The 22185-nt window shown below is 72.6% G+C and carries 20 protein-coding genes; 15 read left to right on the top strand and 5 right to left on the bottom strand.

Annotated features, from left to right (window positions below):
• Window positions 1-86: 86 nt before the first annotated feature.
• From steA to L3i22_RS42675, 8 genes are all read left to right on the top strand, one after another.
• Window positions 87-1265, top strand: coding sequence for a putative cytokinetic ring protein SteA (gene steA / locus L3i22_RS42710; protein WP_221323137.1), 1179 nt, complete (start codon window positions 87-89; stop codon window positions 1263-1265).
• Between the two features lie 22 nt (window positions 1266-1287).
• A complete protein-coding gene (locus L3i22_RS42705) occupies window positions 1288-2214 on the top strand; it encodes a copper transporter (protein WP_221323136.1) in 927 nt (308 codons plus the stop codon).
• Between the two features lie 16 nt (window positions 2215-2230).
• Window positions 2231-3058, top strand: coding sequence for a hypothetical protein (locus tag L3i22_RS42700; RefSeq protein ID WP_221323135.1), 828 nt, complete (start codon window positions 2231-2233; stop codon window positions 3056-3058).
• Window positions 3059-3204: 146 nt separating this feature from the next.
• Window positions 3205-4902: a murein biosynthesis integral membrane protein MurJ gene (gene murJ / locus L3i22_RS42695; RefSeq protein ID WP_255657580.1), complete on the top strand. Its 1698-nt coding sequence runs from the start codon at window positions 3205-3207 to the stop codon at window positions 4900-4902.
• Window positions 4903-5032: 130 nt separating this feature from the next.
• The gene (locus L3i22_RS42690) at window positions 5033-6139 is read left to right on the top strand and encodes a glycosyltransferase family 4 protein (protein WP_221323134.1); all 1107 of its coding nucleotides are present in this window, start codon (window positions 5033-5035) and stop codon (window positions 6137-6139) included.
• Entirely contained in the window at window positions 6136-8373 is a 2238-nt protein-coding gene (locus tag L3i22_RS42685; protein ID WP_221323133.1) for a hypothetical protein, read from the top strand. The genes L3i22_RS42690 and L3i22_RS42685 overlap by 4 nt, the downstream gene beginning before the upstream one ends.
• Window positions 8374-8496: 123 nt before the next feature.
• Window positions 8497-10185, top strand: coding sequence for a CTP synthase (locus L3i22_RS42680; RefSeq protein WP_221323132.1), 1689 nt, complete (start codon window positions 8497-8499; stop codon window positions 10183-10185).
• On the top strand, window positions 10185-10736 hold the full coding sequence (locus tag L3i22_RS42675; RefSeq protein ID WP_221323131.1) for an NUDIX hydrolase: 552 nt from the start codon (window positions 10185-10187) through the stop codon (window positions 10734-10736). The genes L3i22_RS42680 and L3i22_RS42675 overlap by 1 nt, the downstream gene beginning before the upstream one ends.
• Here L3i22_RS42675 and L3i22_RS42670 read toward each other — a convergent pair.
• Complete coding sequence (locus L3i22_RS42670; protein ID WP_221323130.1) at window positions 10733-11446, bottom strand: VanZ family protein; 714 nt, start codon at window positions 11444-11446, stop codon at window positions 10733-10735. The two genes, L3i22_RS42675 and L3i22_RS42670, sit on opposite strands and share 4 nt — an antisense overlap.
• Window positions 11447-11507: 61 nt before the next feature.
• Window positions 11508-12884: an alpha/beta hydrolase gene (locus tag L3i22_RS42665; RefSeq protein ID WP_221323129.1), complete on the bottom strand. Its 1377-nt coding sequence runs from the start codon at window positions 12882-12884 to the stop codon at window positions 11508-11510.
• Between the two features lie 145 nt (window positions 12885-13029).
• Here L3i22_RS42665 and L3i22_RS42660 point away from each other — a divergent pair, with 145 nt between their 5' ends.
• From L3i22_RS42660 to L3i22_RS42645, 4 genes are all read left to right on the top strand, one after another.
• Window positions 13030-13542 carry a helix-turn-helix transcriptional regulator gene (locus tag L3i22_RS42660; RefSeq protein ID WP_221323128.1) on the top strand — a complete coding sequence of 171 codons (513 nt, stop codon included), beginning with the start codon at window positions 13030-13032 and terminating at the stop codon, window positions 13540-13542.
• 137 nt (window positions 13543-13679) lie between these two features.
• A complete protein-coding gene (locus L3i22_RS42655) occupies window positions 13680-14096 on the top strand; it encodes a VOC family protein (RefSeq protein ID WP_221323127.1) in 417 nt (138 codons plus the stop codon).
• A 110-nt stretch (window positions 14097-14206) separates the two neighbouring features.
• A complete protein-coding gene (locus L3i22_RS42650) occupies window positions 14207-14839 on the top strand; it encodes a maleylpyruvate isomerase family mycothiol-dependent enzyme (protein ID WP_255658764.1) in 633 nt (210 codons plus the stop codon).
• Window positions 14840-15216: 377 nt separating this feature from the next.
• The gene (locus L3i22_RS42645) at window positions 15217-16665 is read left to right on the top strand and encodes a cellulase family glycosylhydrolase (protein ID WP_221323125.1); all 1449 of its coding nucleotides are present in this window, start codon (window positions 15217-15219) and stop codon (window positions 16663-16665) included.
• Here the strand turns inward: L3i22_RS42645 and L3i22_RS42640 are convergent.
• The 3 genes from L3i22_RS42640 to L3i22_RS42630 form a co-directional block, all read right to left on the bottom strand.
• A complete protein-coding gene (locus L3i22_RS42640) occupies window positions 16662-16904 on the bottom strand; it encodes a hypothetical protein (RefSeq protein ID WP_221323124.1) in 243 nt (80 codons plus the stop codon). The genes L3i22_RS42645 and L3i22_RS42640 overlap by 4 nt on opposite strands.
• A 14-nt stretch (window positions 16905-16918) precedes the next feature.
• Complete coding sequence (locus tag L3i22_RS42635) at window positions 16919-17704, bottom strand: SAM-dependent methyltransferase (RefSeq protein ID WP_221323123.1); 786 nt, start codon at window positions 17702-17704, stop codon at window positions 16919-16921.
• Window positions 17705-17765: 61 nt separating this feature from the next.
• Window positions 17766-18971, bottom strand: a complete 1206-nt coding sequence (locus tag L3i22_RS42630; protein WP_221323122.1) for a barstar family protein — start codon at window positions 18969-18971, stop codon at window positions 17766-17768.
• Between the two features lie 126 nt (window positions 18972-19097).
• On the opposite strand from L3i22_RS42630, the gene ald reads away from it, so the two are divergent.
• The 3 genes from ald to L3i22_RS42615 all read left to right on the top strand — a co-directional run bounded on the left by ald (window position 19098) and on the right by L3i22_RS42615 (window position 22176).
• Window positions 19098-20213 (top strand): alanine dehydrogenase, encoded by a 1116-nt coding sequence (gene ald / locus L3i22_RS42625; RefSeq protein WP_221323121.1) that lies wholly within the window; start codon window positions 19098-19100, stop codon window positions 20211-20213.
• A complete protein-coding gene (locus L3i22_RS42620; RefSeq protein ID WP_221330418.1) occupies window positions 20210-21130 on the top strand; it encodes a site-specific tyrosine recombinase XerD in 921 nt (306 codons plus the stop codon). The genes ald and L3i22_RS42620 overlap by 4 nt, the downstream gene beginning before the upstream one ends.
• Before the next feature lie 113 nt (window positions 21131-21243).
• Window positions 21244-22176 carry a ParA family protein gene (locus L3i22_RS42615; RefSeq protein WP_221323120.1) on the top strand — a complete coding sequence of 311 codons (933 nt, stop codon included), beginning with the start codon at window positions 21244-21246 and terminating at the stop codon, window positions 22174-22176.
• Window positions 22177-22185: the final 9 nt, after the last annotated feature.

The following is a 22185-nucleotide window of genomic DNA, read 5'->3' as shown; positions in this document are numbered from 1 at the left end:
GAGGGGCGGACGAAAAGTCCGTTTTGTCAATGAGCTAGAGCATGTCTAACGGGGGCCGCGTGAGGCGGCGTGTCAGGATGGCCGGGATGCGACTTCCCACCTTGCGCCGTGTGCGCACCACCGAACCGGGCCCGGTCTCCGGCGTTGCCCGGCTCGACCGGCGCACCAAGCGACTGACCGGTCGCCTGCGGCCGGGCGAGATCGCCGTGATCGACCACGTGGACCTGGACCGGGTCGCGGCCGACTCGCTGGTCGCCTCCGGGGTGATCGCGGTGCTCAACGCGAAGCCGTCGATCTCCGGGCGGTACCCGAACCTGGGCCCCGAGGTGCTGATCCAGGGTGGCGTGGTGCTGCTCGACAACCTCGGCGAGGAGGTCTTCGCCGGCCTGCGCGAGGGTCAGTCGGTCAGCATCCAGGGCGACCAGGTGCTGGTCGGCGGTACGCCGGTGGCGACCGGCACCCGGCAGGACGCGGAGAGCGTCGCCAAGGCCATGGCCGAGGCCCGCGACGGCCTGTCGGTGCAGCTCGAGGCGTTCGCGGCGAACACCATGGACTACCTGAAGCAGGAGCGCGACCTGCTCCTCGACGGCGTCGGTGTGCCGGACGTGCAGACCCGGATCGCCGGGCGGCACGTGCTGATCGTGGTCCGGGGCTACGACTACAAGGAGGACCTCGACGTCCTCCGGCCGTACATCCGGGAGTACAAGCCGGTCCTGATCGGGGTCGACGGCGGCGCCGACGCGCTGGTGGAGAACGGTTACACCCCCGACATGATCATCGGGGACATGGACTCGGTCACCGACGACGTGCTGCGCTGCGGCGCCGAGGTCGTCGTGCACGCGTACCCGGACGGGCGCGCCCCCGGTCTGGAGCGGGTCAGCAATCTGGGCGTCGACGCGCTCACCTTCCCGGCCGCGGCCACCAGCGAGGACCTCGCGATGCTGCTCGCCGACGAGAAGGGCGCGTCGCTGATCGTGGCGGTCGGCACGCACGCGAACCTGGTCGAGTTCCTCGACAAGGGGCGCGGCGGCATGGCCTCGACGTTCCTCACCCGGCTCAAGGTCGGTGGCAAGCTGGTCGACGCGAAGGGCGTCAGCCGGCTCTACCGGCAGAACATCTCGGGCTCCGCGCTGCTGCTGCTGGTCCTCTCGGCGGTCGCCGCGATGGCGTCGGCCGTGGCGGTCTCCACGGTGGGCAAGGCCTACCTGACCGTGGTGTCCGAGTGGTGGGACAATCTCGTCTTCCAGCTGGGCAATCTTTTCTGAGGGCAATTCTTCTGAGGGCATCGTGATCAACTTCAGGTACCACGTGGTGTCGCTCACCGCGGTCTTCCTCGCGCTGGCGATCGGACTGGTGGTCGGCACGGCCGCGCTCAACGGCCCGGTCTCGGAGAACCTCCGCGCCCAGCTCACCGCGCTGAACAAGGACAACAACGCCAAGCGCGACCAGGTCAACCAGTACAAGGAAGAGATCAACCGGAACCAGGACTTCGCCACCGAGACCGCGCCGTACGTGCTGGCCGGCCGGCTGACCGCCCGCAAGGTCGCGGTGGTGGCCCTGCCCGGCGGCGGCGACGCGGCCGACGGCGTGGCGAAGATGCTGAACGTGGCCGGCGCGACGATCACCGCGCGGGTCTCGATCGAGGACAAGTTCATCGACCCGAACAACGCGAACGAGCTGCTCGACCTGGCCGACCAGTCGTCGCAGCCGACCATCTCGGCGGCCGTCCTGCCGTCGAACAGCGACGGGGTGGAGACCGCCAGCGCGCTGCTCGCGCTCACCCTCCAGCAGGGCACGACCGTGGTGAACCCGGACGACGTCACCGCCGTGCTGGCCGCGCTCACCAAGGCCGGCTACCTCTCGGTCGCGGACAAGGCGGTCGGCGGCGCCGAGCTGACCGTGCTGGTCGGTGGCCCGCCGCCGACCGACAAGGACGCCGGCAAGAAGACGCAGAACGCGGTCACCGTCGCCGCCCAGTTCAAGAATCACCCGCTCGTGGTGGCCGGCACCAGCGTCGGCGACAACAACCTGGTCTCCGAGGTCCGCGGCGACCCGAGCCTGGTCAAGGCGATCTCCACGGTGGACAACGCGAGCACCGTGCAGGGCCAGGTGGCGACCGCGATGGCCAGTCACGAGCGGCTGCTGCAGAACAAGATCGGTCAGTACGGCCTCGCCGCCGGCGCCACCTCGCTGGTGCCGTCGGCCGCGCCGTAGGGCAGACTCTGCTGCCATGGCCTTCTTCCGTTCGCTCGGGACCGGTGCCCTGGTCGCGCGTGCCGTGCTCGGCTGGGTGAGCCGTGATCCGAAGGCGGGCGGCCTGCGCCGGACCAACTTTCACGGGCGGACGGTCACGCTCGCCGGCGGCCCGGCCCTGGCGGCCGGCGCCACGCTCGGCGCGGCCGTCGGAGCGCCGAGCGCCCGGCTCGCCGCCGCCGCGGTGACCGCCGGCGCGGTCAGCGGCGCGGTCGGCCTCTACGACGACATCGTCGGCAACCGCCCGGAGCAGAAGACCGCGAAGGGCTTCGCCGGCCATCTCGGCGCGCTCCGCGAGGGCCGGGTGACCAGCGGCCTCGTCAAGATCGGCGGGGTGGGCGCGGCCGGCCTGGTGGCCTCGGCGCTGATCGGCAGCCGGCGCGGCAGCCGGTTCGGGCGCGGGGTCGACGTGCTGCTCGGCGCGGGCGTCATCGCCGGCACCGCGAACCTGCTCAACCTGCTCGACCTGCGCCCCGGCCGGGCGATCAAGGCCGGGCTGGTGCTCGGCGCGCCGCTCGCGGTCGGCCGTGGCGCCGCGATGACCGCCGGCACGCTCGGGGCGAGCGCCGCGCTGCTCCCGGCCGACCTGAACGAAGAGATCATGCTCGGCGACTCCGGGGCGAACGCGCTCGGCGCGCTGCTCGGCGTCGCGTTCACCGCGCGGCGCGGGCCGGCCGGCCGGCTGGTCGCGCTCGCCGCCCTCGGGGCGTTGACCGCGGCCAGCGAGAAGGTCAGCTTCACCAAGGTCATCCACGACACGCCGTGGCTGCGGCGCCTCGACGAGCTCGGCCGTCGTCCGGCGTGACCTCGGCGAACGACTCCGGCGCCGCTTCCGCGACGCCGGCCGACCCGGCTACGCCCGGCCCGCTTCCGGCCGCCGGGTCCGCTGGTGGTGCCGCTTCAGACATTTCCGGTACGGCGGTAGGCCCGGTCCCCGCGCCCGCGGGCGAAGTGCGGGCGGCCGGCGAAGCGCCGCCGGCCGACGCCTCGGCGGGTGGTGAGGCGGCGGTCGGCAGCGCGGCGGGTGGTGAGGCGGCGGTCGGCAGCGCGGCGGGTGGTGAGGCGGCGGCCGGTGGGTCGGCGGGTGGGGTGGCGGTCAAGGTGGCCGGGGCGGCGGCGCTGATCACGGTGCTGACGATCCTGGCGCGGATCACCGGCTTCGGCCGCACGCTGGTCTTCTTCTACGCCGTCGGCGAGGGCGGCCACGGCGGCCTCCCCGACCTGTACTTCGCCGCCAACACGGTCCCGAACATCGTCTTCGAGCTGGTCGCCGGCGGTGCCCTGGCCAGCCTGGTGGTGCCGCTGCTGGCCGGTGCGGTCGCCGCCGGTGACCGGGCCCGGGTCGGCCGGATCACGTCCGCGCTGCTCACCTGGATGCTGGTGCTGACCGTCCCGCTCGCGATCGGGGTGGCGCTGGCCGCCGGCCCGATCACCGGCCTGCTGCACGGGATTCCCCCGGAGCATCAGCAGGTCGCCGCCCGGATGCTGCGGATCTTCGCGCCGCAGCTGCCGCTCTACGGCATCGGGATCGTGCTGACCGGGGTGCTGCAGGCGCACCACCGGTTCGCCTGGCCGGTGATCGCGCCGCTGCTGTCCAGCGTGACGGTGATGGCCGCCTACCTGACGTACGCGCTGGTCGACGGCGCCCGCAGCGACTTCGCCGGGTTGTCCGGGGCCGGTGAGCTGATCCTGTCGGGCGGCACCACGCTCGGCGTGGTGGTGCTGACGTGCTGCCTGCTGATCCCGCTGAGCAGGCTGCGGATGCCGCTGCGGCCGGGCCTGCGGTTCCCGGGTGACGAGGGCCGCCAGGCGGTCCGGCTGGGCTGGGCGGGCGCGGTCACCGTCGGCGCGCAGCAGGTGGTGGTCGCGCTGATCGTCACGCTCGGCGCGCAGCAGCTGGCCCGCTACAACGGCGCGCAGACGGTGTTCCTGCTGCCCTGGGCGGTGCTCGCGGTGCCGCTGGCCACCGCGGTCTACCCCCGGCTGGCGGACGCGGCGGTGCGGCGCGACGAGGACGCCTACGCCGGGGCGCTGGCCGGGACCGCCCGCTCGATCGTGCTGCTCGCCGGGCTGGGCATGGCGGCGCTGGCCGGCCTGGCCGTCCCGGCCGCCCGGCTGATGAACGCCGGCGGCGCGGCCCCGGGCATCGTCGGCTTCGCGCCCGGCCTGCTCGGCTACGCGCTGTTCGCACTGCTCTCCCGCGCGCTCTACGCCCGGGGCGCGACGGTCGCGGCCGCGGTGGCCGCCGGGATCGGCTGGCTCAGCGCCGGGATCGCGGTCGTCGTGGTCACCTCGACGGCCGAGGGCGGGGCCGAGCTCGCCGGGCTCGGGCTGGCCAACGCGCTGGGCATGTCGGTAACCGGACTGTTGCTCGTGCTCGCCGTCCGCCGGCACGCCGGTCGCGCGGCGCTCGCCGGTCTGCTCCGCGCGGTCGTCGCCGCGGTGGTCGCGGCGGCCGTCGCCGGCGCCGCCGGCTGGGCCGTCGTGCACGGGCTCGACGGGCCGGCCCCGAGCGTGCCGCGCAGCCTGCTGGAAGGCGTGCTCGGTGGTCTCGCGGTCGTGGTGGTCTTCCTCGCGGTCGCGTTCGCGCTGGACCGGCGGGACCTGAGCCCGCTGGCCGGAACCCTGCGCCGGCGGCTCGGCCGATGACCTTCGGCACCCCGGGCTGGTTCCCGGCGGTGCATCCGGTGCGTGATAGACAACCTGGAAGCCGGCCGGGACCGCGGCAGGCAGGGTTGACGGGGCGCGAGGGACGCGTCCGGAGAGGGGTGGACCGCTCGTGAGCAGCGACGACGGCTGGCGTGGTTCGGTCGTGCTGGTGCTCGGCTCCGCCACCGGCGGCACCGGCGGGCACGTCCTCTCGCTGGCCCGCGGCCTGGTCGCGGCCGGCTGCCGGGTGGTGGTCTGCGGACCGGCCGCCAACGACGGGCACTACGGCTTCACCGCCGCCGGGGTGGAGTACGCCCCGGTCGAGATCCCGGCCGACCCCGGCCCGCAGGACTCCGGCGCGATCCGGGCGCTGCGCCGGGCGATCACCGGCCGGGGCGCCGACGTGATCCACGCGCACGGGCTGCGGGCCGCGTTCGTGGTGTCGCTCGCCCGGACCGGGGTGCCACTCGTGGTGACGTGGCACAACGCCGTACTGGCGAAGGGTCTGAAAGGTCAGGCCGGCGCGCTGGTCGAACGGATCGTGGCGCGCAACGCCGACCTCACCCTGGGCGCCTCGGAGGACCTGGTGGCGCGGGCCGTGGCGCTGGGCGCGAAGAACGCCCGGCTCGGCCCGGTCGCGGCCCCGGAGGCGCGCCCGCCGAAGCGGACCCGGCAGGCGGTCCGCGCCGAGTTCCGGGTCAAGGGGGACACCCCGCTGATCCTGTCGGTCGGCCGGCTGCACCCGCAGAAGCACTACGACCTGCTGGTCGACGCGGCCGCCCGGTGGCGGGAGCTGGACCCGGCCCCGGTGGTCGTGGTGGCCGGCTCCGGTCCCAGCTACATGCCGCTGGCGCAGCAGGCGTCCCGCACGCACGCCCCGTTCCACCTGCTCGGGCACCGCGGGGACGTGCCCGACCTGCTGCTCGGCGCGGACCTGGCGGTGGTCACCAGCGACTGGGAGGCGCGGCAGTTGTTCGCACAGGAGGCGCTGCGGGCCGGGGTGCCGTTGATCACGACGGCGGTCGGCGGGCTGCCGGGCCTGGTGGGGGACGCGGCGGTGCTGATTCCGCCCCGCGACCTGGATGCGCTGGACCGGGCCGTACGGCAAATTCTGTCTGACCCGGACCGGCGAGCGGACCTTGCCGCCCGGGGTCCTCGGCAGGCCGCGACCTGGCCGGACGAGACCGCCGTGGTGAACGCCGTCCGGGTGGCCTACGCCGAGGTCAGCGCCCCGTGAGCGGCAGGCTGGACCGGATTCGGCGGGTTCGTCCGCCGGGCACGCCGCGGGGGCGAAGCGCCGCCGTCTGGGTGCCGACCCTGCTCGTCGTCCTGGTCGCGGTGGCCAGCCTGATCGGGCTGACGATCCGGCCGGGCGGGCAGGACGTGCGCGGCACCGCCGACTACGTGGTGGTCGCCGCCGCGGCCGGCCTGCGCTGGGACGATCTCGACCCGCAGCGCACGCCGGCGCTGTGGCAGGAGGCGGCCAAGGGCTCGACCGGCTGGCTGTCGGTGCGCTCGGCGCATCAGGTGACCTGCCCGGCGGACGGCTGGCTGACCCTCGGCGCCGGGAACTACGCGGCCTGGGACACCCGGGCGGTGCCCGGTCGCTGCCCGGTCGTCTCGCCGGAGGTGACCCGGCCGGACGCGATCGGCGCGAACGTGACCGCGCAGAACACCGTGGTCCGCACGAATCAGGACAAGCTTCCGTACGGCACCACCCCCGGCGCCCTGGCCGAGTCGGTCCGCTGCACGGTGGCGATCGGCCCGAACGCCGCGGTCGCCGCCGCCCGCCCGTTCGGCCGCGTCGACCAGTACGCCGAGGCCCTGCCCGCCGAGCCGGCGAAGCTGCTCTCCGAGTGCGTGCTGAGCGTCGTCGACCTGGGCACCATCACCGGCACCGGGGCCGAGCGGCAGGCCGCGGTCGAGGCCGCCGACCGGATCCTGGCCCGGGTCCTGGCGGCCCGCCCGGAGCGGTCGACGATGCTGATCGCCGGGATCGCGGACACCGACACCACCTCCCGGCTGCACGTCGCGATCGCCGAGGGCGAGGGCTGGGACGGCGGCTGGCTGACCTCGGCCGGCACCGGCCGCGAGGGTTACCTGCAGCTGATCGACCTGGCCCCGACCGTGCTGGCGGTGCTCGGCAAGGCGCCCCCGGAGAAGCTCTTCGCCGGGTACGCCGCGACCGTCTCGACCGGCCGCCCGGCCGACCCGGCCGCGGCGATGCAGGGCCGCAACGACGCCGACCAGCGCGCGATCGCCCAGCACGGGGTGGCCTCGATCTTCTTCGCGGTGCTGGCCGGCGTCCAGATGCTGCTCTACGCCGCGCTGGTGCCGGTGCTGATGCGGGCCCGCCGGCACGCCGGCCCGGCCGCCCTGCCGCTGCCCCCGCCACGGCTGGTGGCGGTGCTGGAGGCGGCGCTGATCGCGGCCTCGCTGGCGATCCCGGCGGCGCTGGTCGCCGACGTGGCGCCGTGGTGGAGCGCCGATCACCCGGCCTGGATGTTCGGCGGCGCCACGTTCGCCCTGATGGTGATCGGCACGCTCGCGGTCCGGCTGGCCCCGCGCTACCGGATGACCCTGTGGCCGATGGGCGCGACCGCGGCCCTGAGCGCCGTCGTGATCGTCGTGGACCTGCTGACCGGGGCCCGGCTCCAGCTGAACGGCGTGGCGGGCTACGCGGCCACGCACGGGGTGCGCTACGCCGGGCTGGGCAGCGTGGGGCTGGGCGTCTTCATCGCCGCGCTGCTGCTCGCCGCCGGCTGCCTGGCCCAGTGGGTGGGCAAGACCTGGCGGCCGGTCGTCATGGTGCTCTTCGGCGGCCTGGGCGTGGTGATGGTCGGCAGCCCGTTCCTGGGGGCCGACCCGGTCGGCGCGATCGCGGTCACCGCCGGGGTGTGCGTGGCCGCGGCGATGAGCTCCGGCGGCTGGCTGACGTTCCCTCGGGTGGCCTGGTCGGCGCTCGGCGCGGTCGCGGTGACCGCCAGCTTCGCCGCGTTCGACCTGCACCGGGCCGCCCTGGAGCAGGGCACGCTGGGCCGGTTCCTGACCGCGCTGGGCGGCGGTACGGCCGGTCCGGCGATGCAGCGCGCCGCCGCCTCGAACGGGCAGGCGCTGCTGGACAGCCCGCTCAGCCTGCTCGCCCTGGCCGGCGCGGTGATGCTGGTGTTCGGTCAGTTCTCCCCGTGGGGCGGGCTCAACCGGGTGTACGGCCTGCACCCCGCCATCCGGGCCGCGGTGGCCGGCACGGTGGTGGCGTCGGTCACCGCCGGGATCTTCGGTGGGACCGCGCTCGGGGTGGCCGGCGCGGCCGCCGCGACCGCCGTCCCGATCGCCGTGCTGACCGCGTTACGGGTGCTGCTGCACGCCGCGGACCGCACCCCGCCGCCGGGCGTGACCGAGGGCCCGGGCGGCCCGCGGTTGCGCAAAGCCGACGGCGATCAACGGACAGTGACCGAACCGGCCGGTTGACACGCACGCCGACCAGCCCGAACGTGGCGTGCCGGGCAATCAGTGTTACGGTGAACTCCCGTGGATGGGGCGATGAAGCCCCGGTCTGCATCTTCACCTGACAGGCGACCACGGGAGCGGGCCTTGGCCTCAACAGTGCGCGACACTCGGCACATCTTCGTCACCGGGGGCGTCGCCTCCTCGCTGGGCAAGGGCCTCACCGCCTCCAGTCTCGGCAATCTGCTCACCGCCCGCGGTCTTCGCGTCGTGATGCAGAAGCTCGACCCTTATCTGAACGTCGACCCGGGCACGATGAACCCGTTCCAGCACGGTGAGGTCTTCGTCACCGAGGACGGCGCGGAGACCGACCTCGACGTCGGGCACTACGAGCGCTTCCTGGACCGGGACCTCTCCGGCAAGGCGAACGTCACCACCGGCCAGGTCTACTCGGCGGTGATCGCCCGGGAGCGGCGCGGGGAGTACCTCGGCGACACCGTCCAGGTCATCCCGCACATCACCAACGAGATCAAGAGCCGGATCTTCGCGATGGCCGATCCGGACGAGAACGGCCTGGTCCCGGACGTGGTGATCACCGAGGTCGGCGGCACGGTCGGCGACATGGAGTCGCTGCCGTTCCTCGAGGCGATCCGCCAGGTCCGCCACGAGGTCGGCCGGGACCACGTGTTCTACCTGCACGTGTCGCTGGTGCCGTACCTGGCGCCGTCGGGCGAGCTGAAGACCAAGCCGACCCAGCACTCGGTGGCGGCGCTGCGCAACATCGGTATCCAGCCGGACGCGCTGATCTGCCGCAGTGACCGGGAGATCCCGGCCAAGATGAAGGAAAAGCTGGCGCTCTACACGGATGTGGACGTCGAGGCGGTCATCGGCTGCCCGGACGCGCCGAGCATCTACGACATCCCGAAGGTGCTGCACGACGGCGGGCTGGACGCGTACGTCGTCCGCCGCCTGGGCCTGTCGTTCCGGGACGTGAACTGGAAGACCTGGAACGACCTGCTGGAGCGGGTGCACCACCCGAAGCGCACGATCACGATCGCGCTGGTCGGCAAGTACGTCGACCTGCCCGACGCCTACCTCTCGGTCACCGAGGCGATCCGCGCGGCCGGTTTCGGCAACACCGTGAAGATCCAGATCCGGTGGGTGCCGAGCGACAGCTGCGAGACCCCGTCCGGCGCGGCGAACGCGCTCAAGGGCGTCGACGGCATCGTCATCCCCGGCGGCTTCGGTGTCCGCGGCATCGAGGGCAAGGTCAACACCTCGCGGTACGCCCGGGAGAACGGCATCCCGATCCTCGGGCTGTGCCTCGGCCTGCAGTGCATGACCATCGACGCGGCGCGCAACCTGGCCGGGCTGACCGGGGCGAACTCGCTGGAGTTCGACGAGACCGCGGCGTACCCGGTGATCTCCACGATGGCCGACCAGGAGGACATCGTCGCGGGCAAGGGCGACATGGGCGGCACCATGCGCCTGGGCGCCTACCCGGCCACGCTCAAGGCGGACTCGATCGTCGCCGAGGTCTACGGCGCGACCGAGATCTCCGAGCGGCACCGGCACCGCTACGAGGTGAACAACGACTACCGGGACAAGCTGGCCCAGTCCGGCCTGGTCTTCTCCGGCACCTCGCCGGACGGGCGCCTGGTCGAGTTCATCGAGCTGGACCGGGACGTGCATCCGTACTTCGTGGCCACCCAGGCGCACCCGGAGCTGAAGAGCCGCCCGACCCGCCCGCACCCGCTCTTCGACGGCCTGGTCAAGGCCGCCGTGGTGTACAACGCCGCCGACGAGCTGCCGGTCGAGCCGGTCGAGGTCTCTTGATGGGCTTCGAGCACGAGACCGTCGGCTCGGTGGAGCGCTACCGCGGCCCGATCTTCGACGTGGTCACCGACGAGGTGACCATGTCGGACGGCGGCACGGCCAAGCGCGACGTGGTCCGTAACAAGGGCGCGGTCGTGGTGGTCGCGCTCGACGACGACGGCCGGGTGGTGCTGATCAAGCAGTACCGGCACGCCCTCGGCGCCCGGATCTGGGAGCTGCCGGCCGGCCTGCGCGACGTCGACGGCGAGGACCCGGCGCTGACCGCGGCCCGCGAGCTGGCCGAGGAGGCCGACCTCACCGCCGGCCGGATGGAGAAGCTGGTCGAGGTGCACACCTCGCCCGGGTTCAGCACCGAGCACGTGCTGATCTACCTGGCCCGCGATCTCGCGGCCGTGCCGGACGCGGAACGTTTCGCCCGGCACGACGAGGAGGCCGACCTGGAGGTCATCCGGATCGGCCTCGACGAGGCGGTCGCCATGGTGCTGCGTGGCGAGATCACCAACGCGGCCGCGGTGGCCGGGCTGCTGGCCGCCGCGCGTACGGAGTCCTAGGCCCGACCCGCACCGCCGGGCACGCTCGTGCCCGGCGGCAGGACCGGGGCACCCCACCACGGCCGGGAGACCAGCGCGGCGAGCCCGGCGCCGGCCGCGTTGAGCAGCACGTCGTCGATCGACGAGACCCGGTCCAGGCGCAGGACGTACTGCAGGGTCTCGACCAGGATCGAGCAGCCCGCGGCGAGCGCCAGGACCCGTGTCACCGACGCCAGCGCCGGGAACCGCAGCGGCACGAAGAACCCGAGCGCCGCGAAGACCAGCAGGTTGCCGACGATCTGGCCGACCGCGCCGTCCGCGACCTGGGCCTGCAGGTCCCGCAGCGGCACCAGGCTCACCTGCCCGATCTTGCCGGGTTCGAGACCGGGCAGCAGGATGTACCAGACCCACGGCAGCGTGCCGTAGACCATCGCGACCTCGGCCAGCGACGACCGCCACGCCGCCGGCCGCCCGGTGGACCGGCGCCACCCGGCCAGCGCGCCGGCCGTCACCGCGGCCACCGGCAGCAGGACCACCATGACCAGCATGATCCCGTTCAGCGTGGTCAGCCAGACCTGCCGGCTCGGATGCTGCAGCGGCAGGCTCAGCATTCGCACCAGGATGCGGAACGGCGTGATCGCGACGACGGCGACGGCGAGGGTGGCCAGGCCGGCGCCCACGATCCGGCGCGCGCGACGGGCCGGAGCGGACAGGGTTGCGCTGTGGTCCATGCCGCTCATCGAACACGGTGAGCCGTTATCCCGGCATAAGCGTTTCCTCTTTCAGTAAATTTCAGGAGATGTCCGGGCAGGTCGTGCCCGGCGGCGGCACGGTCAGGTCGATCAGGTAGCGGTCGATCACCGCGGTCGTGCACCCACTGGCCTGATACTGCCCGTGCCCCGAGCCCAGGTAGGTGACCAGCCGCCCGCTGCGCCCCAGCTCGGCCGCCACGTGCCGGGCCCAGGGGTAGGGCGTCCGCGGATCGTGCACGGCGTTGAACACCAGCAGCGGCGTCCGGGTGTGCACCGCCAGCCGATGCGGCGGATTCGCGATCGGTTGCGGCCAGCCCAGGCAGGTCCGGATCGCGAGCAGCGCTGCTCCGTAACGGACATCCGGCGCGGCCTTCGCCGCGATCCCCACGAGCCTTCGGTACGCCGTGAAGTCGCGCACGTCCGCCGGAAAGTCCGCGCAGAACACCCCGGCGGCCACGTCCAGGTTCGGCGGCTTCGGGGCGGTCCCGTCCGCGAGATCCCGGATCGTGCCGGCCAGCCGGCCCCACTGCGGGGTCAGCGCCATCGGCAGCGCCGCGACCTCGAACGACGTCAGCGGCGCGTACCGGCCGGCGTCGGCGTCCCGCAGGATCGACCGCCAGGTGCCCCGGACATCGGTGCCGTGCAGCACACACTCGGTCGCGGTGGCCCGGTCGCACCACGCCACGAACTGGTCGAAGGCGTCCTGCGCCCCGGCCGCCTCGGAGCGGACGAAATCGGTCAGCGGCAGGTCGTGGTCGAAGGCGCTCTCCAGCACGATCGCGCGCACCCGGTCGGGGAACCGCTCCGCGTACATCTCGCCCAGCAGCGTCCCGTAGGAGCTGCCGTGGAACGTCAACCGCCGCTCGCCGAGGGCCTGCCGCAGCGCGTCCAGATCCCGCGCGATCGTCACCGAGTCGGCATTGGCGAAGACCGGGCTGCTCGCCCGGCACCGGTCCCAGTAGGCCCGGTTGGTGGTCACCGCGGCGGCGAACTCCGCCGGGTCGTGAAGAACGACAGGTGGGCGGTCCGGTTCCGGCACGCAGGTGGGCGCGGCCGATCGCTTGACGGTACGGGGGTCGAAGCTCACGATGTCGAACCGGTCCAGTTGCTCGTCGCTGAACCGGTCGCCCTTGCGCACCCGGTCGACCCCGGAGTCCCCGGGCCCGCCCGGCCCGAAGACCAGCGTCCCGGCCCGCGCCCCCCGCGCGAACCGCTTCGCGACCACCATGCCGAACGTCGGCCCGTGCGGATCGGCCCAGTCGACCGGCAGGGTCAGCGTGGCGCAGGTGACCGCCGCGCTCGGCGGCGTCCCGGGCAGGTCGTCCGGGCACGCACCCCAGTCCAGGCCGGGCGCCGGGTGCGCGGGCACCGGGCCGACGGCCAGCGTGAGCGCGGTGATCAGGGCGGACAGCTGCATCTCGACTCCTCGGCTCCAGTGACGACTGCCGATTCATCGTTCCGCCGGGCAAGGTCGCTGCCCATCGGGATCGTCCCCTAATGTCGCGCGTGCACATCGTGAAATGGGCTGGACGGGAATTACGTACCTTCGTAATTTTGGGTTTATGAGTGATGACCTGAGTGAACGCCTTTCCGCCCTCGAACGCGTCGTGGCCGACCTGGTCGAGCAGGCCGCCAAGTCCACGCCTGAGCCGACTGCCGACCCGGTGCATGCCGAGACCTTCTGGGCGCTGGAGGGGCTGCGTGCCAAGGTCGCCGACACCACCGGTGGTGTCCTCTTCACCGGCACGGTCGACCTGCCCACCGGCGAGCACTACGACTGGCAGTACGGACGGATGCTCGACGACCTGCTCGAGATCGACTGGACCGAGACCGCGCCGGTGCTCTCCGCGGTCGGCCATCCGGTTCGGTTGCGGTTACTTCAAAAGATCATTTCCGGTACGCGCGGGGCCGCCGAACTGGCCGAGGACACCGAGCTGGGCACGACCGGGCAGGTCTACCACCACCTGCGGCAGCTCGTGTCGGCCGGCTGGCTGCGGACGCTCGCCCGCGGGCAGTACACGATCCCCGGGGAGCGGGTGGTGCCGCTGCTGGTGATCCTCGCCGCGACCCGATGAGGCGGGCGGGGGCTGACCTCGTACAAAAGCGGCATTGAGGCCGGGATGAGCGGACCGCGAGTGGAACGCGGCCCGGTTGGCATTCTGGCTGTCATCCGGGGGTAGTACGGTGGCCGTCTCATCGCGGAGGGGGAGAGATGGGCTTTCCGAAGCTGCAGTCGATCGTGCTCGACACGCCGGATGCGCGCGGCCTGGCCGAGTTCTACCGCCGCCTGCTCGGGCTGGCGTACCGGCCCGGCGATGAGCCGCCCGCGCCCGGGGCGGACGACGAGAAGGGCCGCGACTGGCTGGTCCTGGTCGGTGCCGGCGGGGTGCGGCTGGCCTTCCAGCAGGAGCCCGGGCTGAAGCCGACCACCTGGCCGGACGGCACGGTCCCGCAGCAGATGCACCTGGACACCGCCGTCGAGTCGGTCGAGGAGCTGAACCGGCAGCACGAGCGGGCCCTGAGCCTGGGCGCCGTCATGCGTTTCGACCGCAGCGACGACGACGAGGAGCCGCTGCGCGTCTACGCCGATCCGGCGGGCCACACCTTCTGCATCTTCGTCGGGGCGTAGGGGCCGGTCCGATGGCACAGGTGGTGGCGCCCGGTCGAGATTGGCAGGCCGAATTAACAGGGCATTTCCGTAGCGTGCCAGCCTCGCACGGTAACTTGTCCACCGTGGACATGGTGTCGATGATCGCCGATGAGCGCCGCCGGATGGCGGAGCTGATCGAGTCGTTGAAGCCCAGCGAGCTGCACACGCCCAGCCTCTGTGCAGGCTGGACCGTGCACGAGGTCGCCGCCCACCTCTGTTCACCGTGGCAGCTCGGCGCCCGGCGGATCGTCCCGGCCGTGCTCCGGCACGGCTTCCGGGTGCACCGGGCCAACGCCGACCTGGTCCGCGACCTGGCGCTCGCCCTGACCGCCGACGAGATCGGCCGGCAGCTGCGGTTCAACGCCGAGTTCGCCTTCAGCCCGCCGGTCGTCGGCCCGCTCGGGCAGCTCACCGACCTGCAGGTGCACGGGCAGGACATCTGCCGCCCGCTCGGCCTGACCCGCGACCTGGTCCCCGAGCGGATGCTGCTCTCACTGGAGTTCCTGATCAGCCCGAAGGCGCGCGGCTCGTTCGTGCCGCGCGGCCGGCTGGACGGGTTGCGGTTCCTCGCCGAGGACCTGGACTGGGAGGGCGGTCAGGGGCTGCTGACCGTGCGGGGGAGTGGGGAGGCGCTGATGCTGGCGCTGACCGGCCGTCCCGTCGTGCTGGACGAGCTGTCCGGCAGTGGGGTGGCGGCGTTGCGTGCCCGGATCGCGGCTTGACGCTGCCCGACCCTCTCGTCGCTCTGCTCGACCGCCTGAAAGCTCTCGGGGATCGGGTGAGCGCTCTGCCCGACCCGTTGACCATCGTCGCGCGGCGGTGGGGGGTGCTTTCCGGGCGGGTGCGGGCGGTGGGGCTCCTCGGCTTGATGAGCGACTGGCTGAGCGGCTCGGGGCGCTCGCTCAGCGGTTTCGGTCGTTGGCTGGGCGGCTTCGGCCGCTGGCTGGGCGGCGGGCTGGGCGGCTTCGGGCGCTTGCTGGGCGGCGGGCTGGGCGGCTTCGGCCGCTGGCTGGGGCTGCCGGATTTTTCCCGTTTTTCGGGATTTAGGCGTATTTTTGATGGGCGGCGGCATTCGCGGCTGCCGCTCTCGAACCGGGCGATGGCCCTGCTCGCCGCCGTGATCGTGGTCGGCGGCCTGGCCGTGACGCTGCCCCGGGCGCTCGCCTCCGGCCCCAGCTGCATCGTCAGCTACAAGGTCGGCGAGCAGTGGCTCGGCGGCTTCCAGGGCGAGGTCACCGTCAAGAACATCGGCGACCCGCTCGACTCCTGGACGCTGGCCTTCGACTTCCCGGACGGCGGCCAGAAGGTCACCCAGGGCTGGGGCGGCACGTGGCACCAGTCCGGCACCCGGGTCACCGCGGCGAGCGGCGCCCTGGCCACCGACGCGTCGGCCACCCTCGGCTTCAGCGGCACGTGGGCCAGCGGCAACCCGGTCCCGGCGGCGTTCACCCTGAACGGCCGGGACTGCACCGCCGGCATCGTGCCGCCGGCCGTGAACGCGTCCACGTCCCCGCACCCGTCCACCGCCGTCCCCGCTCCGGCGCCCGCGCTGAAGGTGGTCGGCAACAAGATCGTCACCGGCTCCGGGGCGGTGCACCAGCTCTACGGGGTGAACCGGTCCGGCGGCGAGTTCGCCTGCATCCAGGGCAACGGCATCTGGGAAGGCCCGATGGACCAGGCCTCGATCACCGCCATGCGCGCCTGGCGGATCCGGGCCGTCCGGGTGCCGCTGAACGAGGAGTGCTGGCTGGGCACCCCGAGTGTGCCCGAGGTCGGCGGCGATCCGTACCGGGACGCCGTCAAGGACTACGTGAACCTGCTGGTCAAGAACGGGATCACGCCGATCCTCGAGCTGCACTGGAGCTACGGGGAGTACACCGGCGACTCGTCGCCCTGCGCCGACGTCAAGGCCACCTGCCAGAAGCCGATGCCGGACGCGCAGTACGCGCCGACGTTCTGGACCGACGTGGCGACCACGTTCCGGGGCAACGACGCGGTCATCCTCGACCTGTTCAACGAGCCGTTCCCGGACCGGGCGGCCGGCAACACCACCGCGGCCTGGAAGTGCTGGCGCGACGGCGGCACCTGCGAGGGCATCGGCTACCCGGTCGCCGGCTTCCAGACCCTGGTCGACGCGGTCCGGGCCACCGGCGCCACCAACATCATCATGCTCAGCGGGCTGTCCTACGCCAACGACCTCGGCCAGTGGCTCACCTACAAGCCGAACGACCCGCTGAACAACCTGGCGGCCGCCGCCCACCTGTACAACTTCAACGACTGCGACCGCGCGAAATGCTGGAACCGGCAGCTCGCCCCGGTGGCCGCGCAGGTCCCGCTGACGCTCAGTGAGATCGGCGAGAACGACTGCGGCCACAAGTTCGTCGACGGCCTGATGGACTGGGCGGACGCGCACGAGGTCGGCTACCTGGGCTGGACCTGGAACCCGTGGGACTGCGCCGCCGGCCCGGCACTGATCAGCGACCACACCGGCACCCCGACCGATTTCGGTCAGGGCCTCAAGGACCGCTTCGCCCGCGTCGCCAACTAGGTGCCCAGGTCGGTCACGAGGAAGGTGCCGTCGTCGGCCGGGCGCCCCAGCAGTACCGGCCGCCGGGTGCCGTCCGGATGGCGCAGGGTGAACACCGGATCCCAGCCGTGGATCTCCCGCAGGTCCGCGAGGGTGCCCGGGTCGGCCAGCGTCGCGTGGGTGCCGTCGGCGCTGACCCGCACGGCCCACGGCCCGACGAACAGGCTGTCGTTGAGGTCCCACGCCAGCTCGGCGTCCACGGCCGGGGAACCCGTCAGCGCTTGACGGCGACGCCGCCGGACATCTGGACGTGCAGGTCGTCGACGGCGGTGGCGGCCGGGTCGGGGCGCCAGCGGTGGACCAGCTGGACGCCCGGCTCGACCAGGTCCAGGCCGCGGAAGAGCGCGGCCACCTCGTCGTCGGTGCGCGGCTTGGCCGGGATGCCACGGGCCGTGTACGCCTTCGCCCCCTGCACCGCCTGCTCGTTGTGCGCGGTCACGGTGGAGATCGCGAGCGCGCTGCCGGGGGCGAGCCGGGCCATCAGGGTGTCGATGATCCGGTGCGCCTCGGCCTCGTCGGTGACGAACTGCAGGACCGCGATGAGACTGATCGCAATCGGACGGCTGAAGTCCAGGGCCCGTACCTCGGAAGCCTTGATGATCTTGTCGGCGTCCAGCAGGTCGGCGTCCAGATAGGTGGTCGACCCCTCCGGCGTGGAGGTGAGGAGCGCTCGCGCGTGGACCAGCACGATCGGATCATTGTCGACGTAGACGATCTTCGCGGTGGGGTCCACCCGCTGGACCACCTCGTGCAGATTGGGCGAGGTCGGCAGCCCGGCACCGATGTCCAGGAACTGGCGGATGCCCAGGTCGGCGGCGAGGTAGTGGGCCGCGCGGGCCAGGTAGTTGCGGTTGGCGCGCATCGAGATCGGCAGGCTGGGGGACGCCTTCACGATCGCGGCGGCCGCGGCCCGGTCCGCCGCGAAGTTGTCCTTGCCGCCCAGCAGGTAGTCGTAGATGCGGGCGGAGTGCGGGACGGCGGTGTTGAGATCGACGGCCATGGCCGAGAACGTACACCGTCCTCAGTGTTTTCAAAAACTAAAGAAGTTCCACCTTCTCCGGTCAGAGAAGCTCCACCTCGGCGCCGTCCTCGGCGAGCCAGGCGAGCAGGTGCTCCATGGTCACCGCCGGACACCAGTCCCGCCGGTCGTAGCCGGGCACCAGGTGCTTGCGGGCCACCGCCGAGTCGTGCCAGACCAGCCGGAACCCGGGCGCCGCACCCCAGTCCCCGAGCAGGCAGTCGTGCAGCGCGCCGGCGTTCCACCCGAAGTACCCGCCGGGGCCGTTGATCGCCTCGCCGATCGCGCAGTAGAACCCGTCCTCGTCGGTGACGTGCCGCCCGTCCAGGTGGTACGTCGTCCCGGACGGCCGGTCCGCCCCGGGCCGGTGATGGGCGAGCGCCGCGCCGGCCCACTCGTGCCGCAGCGCCGCCGGGTAGGCCGCCCAGAGCCCGGTCTCGGCCGGCCGGCCGGTCCGCCAGTGGTCCCAGATCTCCCGCGCCCCGCTCGGGCGACCGCCTTTGATCGCGTCCCCGTACGTGCTGGCGAACGTCACGTCGAGCAGCCCGTCGCCGAGCACCGACGGCCGGACCTCCGACACCTCCGCGCCCAGCCCGCTGTCCAGCATATGGGTGGCGGTGCCGTCGTCGGCGACGCTGAAGATCGACGCGATGATCATCCGCCGGTGCCGGGCCGAGCCCCGCTGCAGCGCGTCGATCGCCCGGGACAGCCGCGGCTCGGGCCGGCAGCCGATCAGCGTGGCCGGCCGGGGCAGGTGCTCGGGCCGCGGGCGGAACACCCCGGACACCTCCTGGCAGGTGCCGAACTTCTCCTCGCCCTCGCCGGTGATGCCGGTCAGCACGTACCCGTCGGCCTCCGGCGCCCGGTCCGGCCCGCGGCGGCGTTTGCGGTGTTCCGGGTCTATTCGCAGCCGCCCCTCCAGGGTGACGTCGAAGACGCCGAACCCGGTCGGGCGCACGTCGGTGACGGTCAGGTCGAGCAACTCCTCGGTGCACTCCCAGCACTCGCGGGGATGTTTCGAGTCGGCCCGGTGGATCGTCTCCAGGCCGATGTTGCCCAGCCAGGGGTCGCCGAACCCGTCGCACGCCGCGCGCAGCGCGCCGGCCGGGGCGCAGCCCTGCAGCGTGTACCGCTCGACCGGCGGCTCACCCGGGTCGGCGAACAGGCCGTCGATGTCGGCACACGCCGCCACCACCGCGTCGCCGTCGTCGATGTTCTGGTCGACGAGAAGCCAGGGAAAGCCGGTCATCCGGCGACCGTACCGGTTCGTCGTCCTGTTGAGGACATGGGGATCAGTGCGTATGAACCGGGGTAGTCTGCGGCGGATAAGGACATATCGCGCAGCGCAACGTCGCGGTGACGCAGGGAGAATGATGTGAAGGTCGGGATTCCCAGCGAGGTCAAGAACAACGAGTTCCGGGTCGCGATCACCCCGGCCGGGGTCTTCGAGTTCGCCCGCGCCGGGCACGAGGTGTTCGTGCAGAGCGCCGCCGGCATGGGCTCGTCGATCACCGACACGGACTTCCGGGACGCGGGGGCGACGATCGTGCCCGACGGTGACGCCGTGTGGGCCGAGGGCGACCTGATCCTCAAGGTCAAGGAGCCGGTGGCCAGCGAGTACCACCGGATGCGCGAGGGTCAGGTGCTCTTCACCTACCTGCACCTGGCGGCGTCCAAGGAGTGCACCGACGCGCTCGTCGACCGGCGGATCACCGGGATCGCGTACGAGACGGTCGAGCTGCCGGACCGCTCGCTGCCGCTGCTCGCGCCGATGTCCGAGGTGGCCGGCCGGCTCGCGCCGCAGGTCGGGGCGTACCAGCTGATGCGCCAGGGCGGCGGGCGCGGCGTGCTGATGGGCGGGGTGCCGGGAGTCTACGCGGCCAAGGTGGTGGTGATCGGGGCCGGCGTCTCCGGGATGAACGCGGCCGCCATCGCGCTCGGCATGCAGGCCGAGGTGATGCTGCTGGACCGCAACATCGCCCGGCTGCGCGCCGCCGACGCGGACTACCGCGGCCACCTGCAGACGATCGCCTCCAACGCGTACGAGATCGAACGCGCCGTGCTCGACGCGGACCTGGTGGTCGGGGCGGTCCTGGTGCCCGGGGCGAAGGCGCCGATGCTGATCTCGAACGACCTGGTCGAGCGGATGAAGCCGGGCAGCGTGCTGGTCGACATCTCGATCGACCAGGGCGGCTGCTTCGAGGCGTCCCGCCCGACGACGCACGACGACCCGACCTACCGGGTGCACGGATCGATGTTCTACTGCGTCGCGAACATGCCCGGGGCGGTGCCGCACACCAGCACCTACGCGCTCACCAACGTGACTCTCCCGTACGCTCTGGAACTGGCCAACCGGGGCTGGCGGGCCGCGCTGCGCCACGACCGGGCGCTGGCCGCCGGGTTGAACACGCACGACGGCCAGGTGGTCTACGGGCCGGTGGGAGAGGCGCACGGTATGCCGGTGACACCGCTGACGGAGGTGCTCAACTGACACTCGATCGGGCGATAAACGCGTACCTCGATCATCTGGGGGTGGAGCGCGGGCTGTCCCGCAACACGCTCGCGTCGTACCGTCGTGATCTTGATCGTTACGCTGAGCAACTGACCGCGGCCGGGATCGACGACCTGGCCCAGGTGCGGCCGGCCGACGTGACCGGGCACCTCGCGTCGCTGCGGGACGGCGGCCTGGCCTCGTCGTCCGCGGCCCGGGCGATCAGCGCGGTGCGCGGCCTGCACCGGTTCGCGGTCCGCGAGCGGCTGGTCCCGCACGACGTGTCCGCGGACGTGCGCCCGCCGACCCCGCCGAAGCGGCTGCCCAAGGCGCTCGACGTGGACCAGGTCGACCGGCTGCTCGCGGTGCCGGCCGCGGACACGCCGCTGGGGCTGCGCGACCGGGCGCTGCTGGAGTTCCTCTACGGCACCGGGGCGCGGATCTCCGAGGCGGTCGGCGCCGACATCGACGACCTCGAGCTGGGTTCGCCCGAGGAGAGCTCGGCGCTGCTGCGCGGCAAGGGCGGGCGGACCCGGCTGGTCCCGGTCGGCGGCTACGCCCGGACCGCGCTGCAGACCTACCTCGTCCGGGCCCGGCCGGCCCTGTCCGAAAACGGTCGCGGCACCCCGGCGATCTTCCTGAACGCCCGCGGCGGCCGGCTGTCCCGGCAGAGCGCGTGGACCGTGCTGCACCGGTGTGCCGGGGCGGCCGGTCTCCCGGTGGACGGCCCGCACGCGGTCAGCCCGCACACGCTGCGTCACTCCTACGCCACGCATCTGCTCGACGGTGGCGCCGATGTGCGCGTGGTGCAGGAACTGCTGGGACACGCCTCGGTCACCACGACGCAGGTGTATACCCTGGTGACCGTCGAGCGCCTGCGCGAGGTCTACGCGACTTCTCACCCACGCGCTCGTTAGAAGGTACGCATCCATAGGTGCGACACGCCGAACGGCTGACCCCGATGGTGCGGCGTGGGTGGCGTACAGTCGGGCTTCGGTTCCGACTTCGAGTCGGATAGGGGGCGAGGGCGATGTCAGGGCACGGCCAGCGTGCGGAGGCGTGGACTGCCGTCCTCCGTGACCAGCAGAGCTCCCTCGACCTCGGCGCCGACCTGGGTCCGGCCGACCCCACGGCGTACACGATGCGCCGCCCGATCCCCGAGCCCATGCCGACCGATCGGCACGGCCCGGCGCGGATCATCGCGCTCGCGAACCAGAAGGGTGGCGTCGGCAAGACGACCACCACGATCAACCTCGGCGCGGCCCTGGCGGAGTACGGGCGGAAGGTGCTCCTCGTCGACTTCGACCCGCAGGGCGCCTGCTCGGTCGGCCTCGGCGTGAACCCGCACAACCTCGACCTGAGCGTCTACAACCTGCTGATGCAGGACGACGTCTCCACCGAGGACGTCATCATCAAGACCGACATCGACGGCCTGCACCTGCTGCCGGCCAACATCGACCTCTCCGCGGCCGAGATCCAGCTGGTCAACGAGGTGGCGCGGGAGATGGCGCTGGCCCGCGCGCTGCGCTCGGTCCGCAAGGAGTACGACTTCATCCTGATCGACTGCCAGCCCTCCCTGGGCCTGCTGGCGATCAACGCGCTGACCATCGCGAACGCCGTGCTGATCCCGCTGGAGTGCGAGTTCTTCTCGCTGCGCGGCGTGGCCCTGCTGCTCGACACGATCGACAAGGTCCGCGAGCGGCTGAACTTCGACCTGGAGCTCGAGGGCATCCTGGCGACGATGTACGACTCCCGCACCACGCACTGCCGCCAGGTGCTGCAGCGGGTCGTCGAGGCGTTCGGCGACAAGGTGTACCAGACGGTCATCACGAAGACGGTGAAGTTCCCGGAGTCGACCGTCGCGGGCGCGCCGATCACTACGCTGGACCCGGCGTCCTCGGGCGCCCGGAACTACCGTCAGCTCGCACGTGAGGTCATCGCCGCCAAGGCAGAACGAGGTTAGGTCGCCACC

The sequence above is a fragment of the Actinoplanes sp. L3-i22 genome, assembly GCF_019704555.1.
Classification (GTDB): Bacteria; Actinomycetota; Actinomycetes; order Mycobacteriales; family Micromonosporaceae; genus Actinoplanes.
Note: the sequence above shows the minus strand (reverse complement) of the source record. Positions and strands in the feature narration are given on the sequence as shown.

Coding starts and splice junctions, on each gene's coding strand:
- steA (WP_221323137.1), top strand. CDS start 87: ATGCGACTTCCCACCTTGCGCCGTGTGCGCACCACCGAACCGGGCCCG.
- L3i22_RS42700 (WP_221323135.1), top strand. CDS start 2,231: ATGGCCTTCTTCCGTTCGCTCGGGACCGGTGCCCTGGTCGCGCGTGCC.
- L3i22_RS42675 (WP_221323131.1), top strand. CDS start 10,185: ATGGGCTTCGAGCACGAGACCGTCGGCTCGGTGGAGCGCTACCGCGGC.
- L3i22_RS42670 (WP_221323130.1), bottom strand. CDS start 11,446: ATGGACCACAGCGCAACCCTGTCCGCTCCGGCCCGTCGCGCGCGCCGG.
- L3i22_RS42665 (WP_221323129.1), bottom strand. CDS start 12,884: ATGCAGCTGTCCGCCCTGATCACCGCGCTCACGCTGGCCGTCGGCCCG.
- L3i22_RS42660 (WP_221323128.1), top strand. CDS start 13,030: ATGAGTGATGACCTGAGTGAACGCCTTTCCGCCCTCGAACGCGTCGTG.
- L3i22_RS42655 (WP_221323127.1), top strand. CDS start 13,680: ATGGGCTTTCCGAAGCTGCAGTCGATCGTGCTCGACACGCCGGATGCG.
- L3i22_RS42650 (WP_255658764.1), top strand. CDS start 14,207: ATGGTGTCGATGATCGCCGATGAGCGCCGCCGGATGGCGGAGCTGATC.
- L3i22_RS42645 (WP_221323125.1), top strand. CDS start 15,217: ATGGCCCTGCTCGCCGCCGTGATCGTGGTCGGCGGCCTGGCCGTGACG.
- L3i22_RS42635 (WP_221323123.1), bottom strand. CDS start 17,704: ATGGCCGTCGATCTCAACACCGCCGTCCCGCACTCCGCCCGCATCTAC.
- L3i22_RS42630 (WP_221323122.1), bottom strand. CDS start 18,971: ATGACCGGCTTTCCCTGGCTTCTCGTCGACCAGAACATCGACGACGGC.
- L3i22_RS42615 (WP_221323120.1), top strand. CDS start 21,244: ATGTCAGGGCACGGCCAGCGTGCGGAGGCGTGGACTGCCGTCCTCCGT.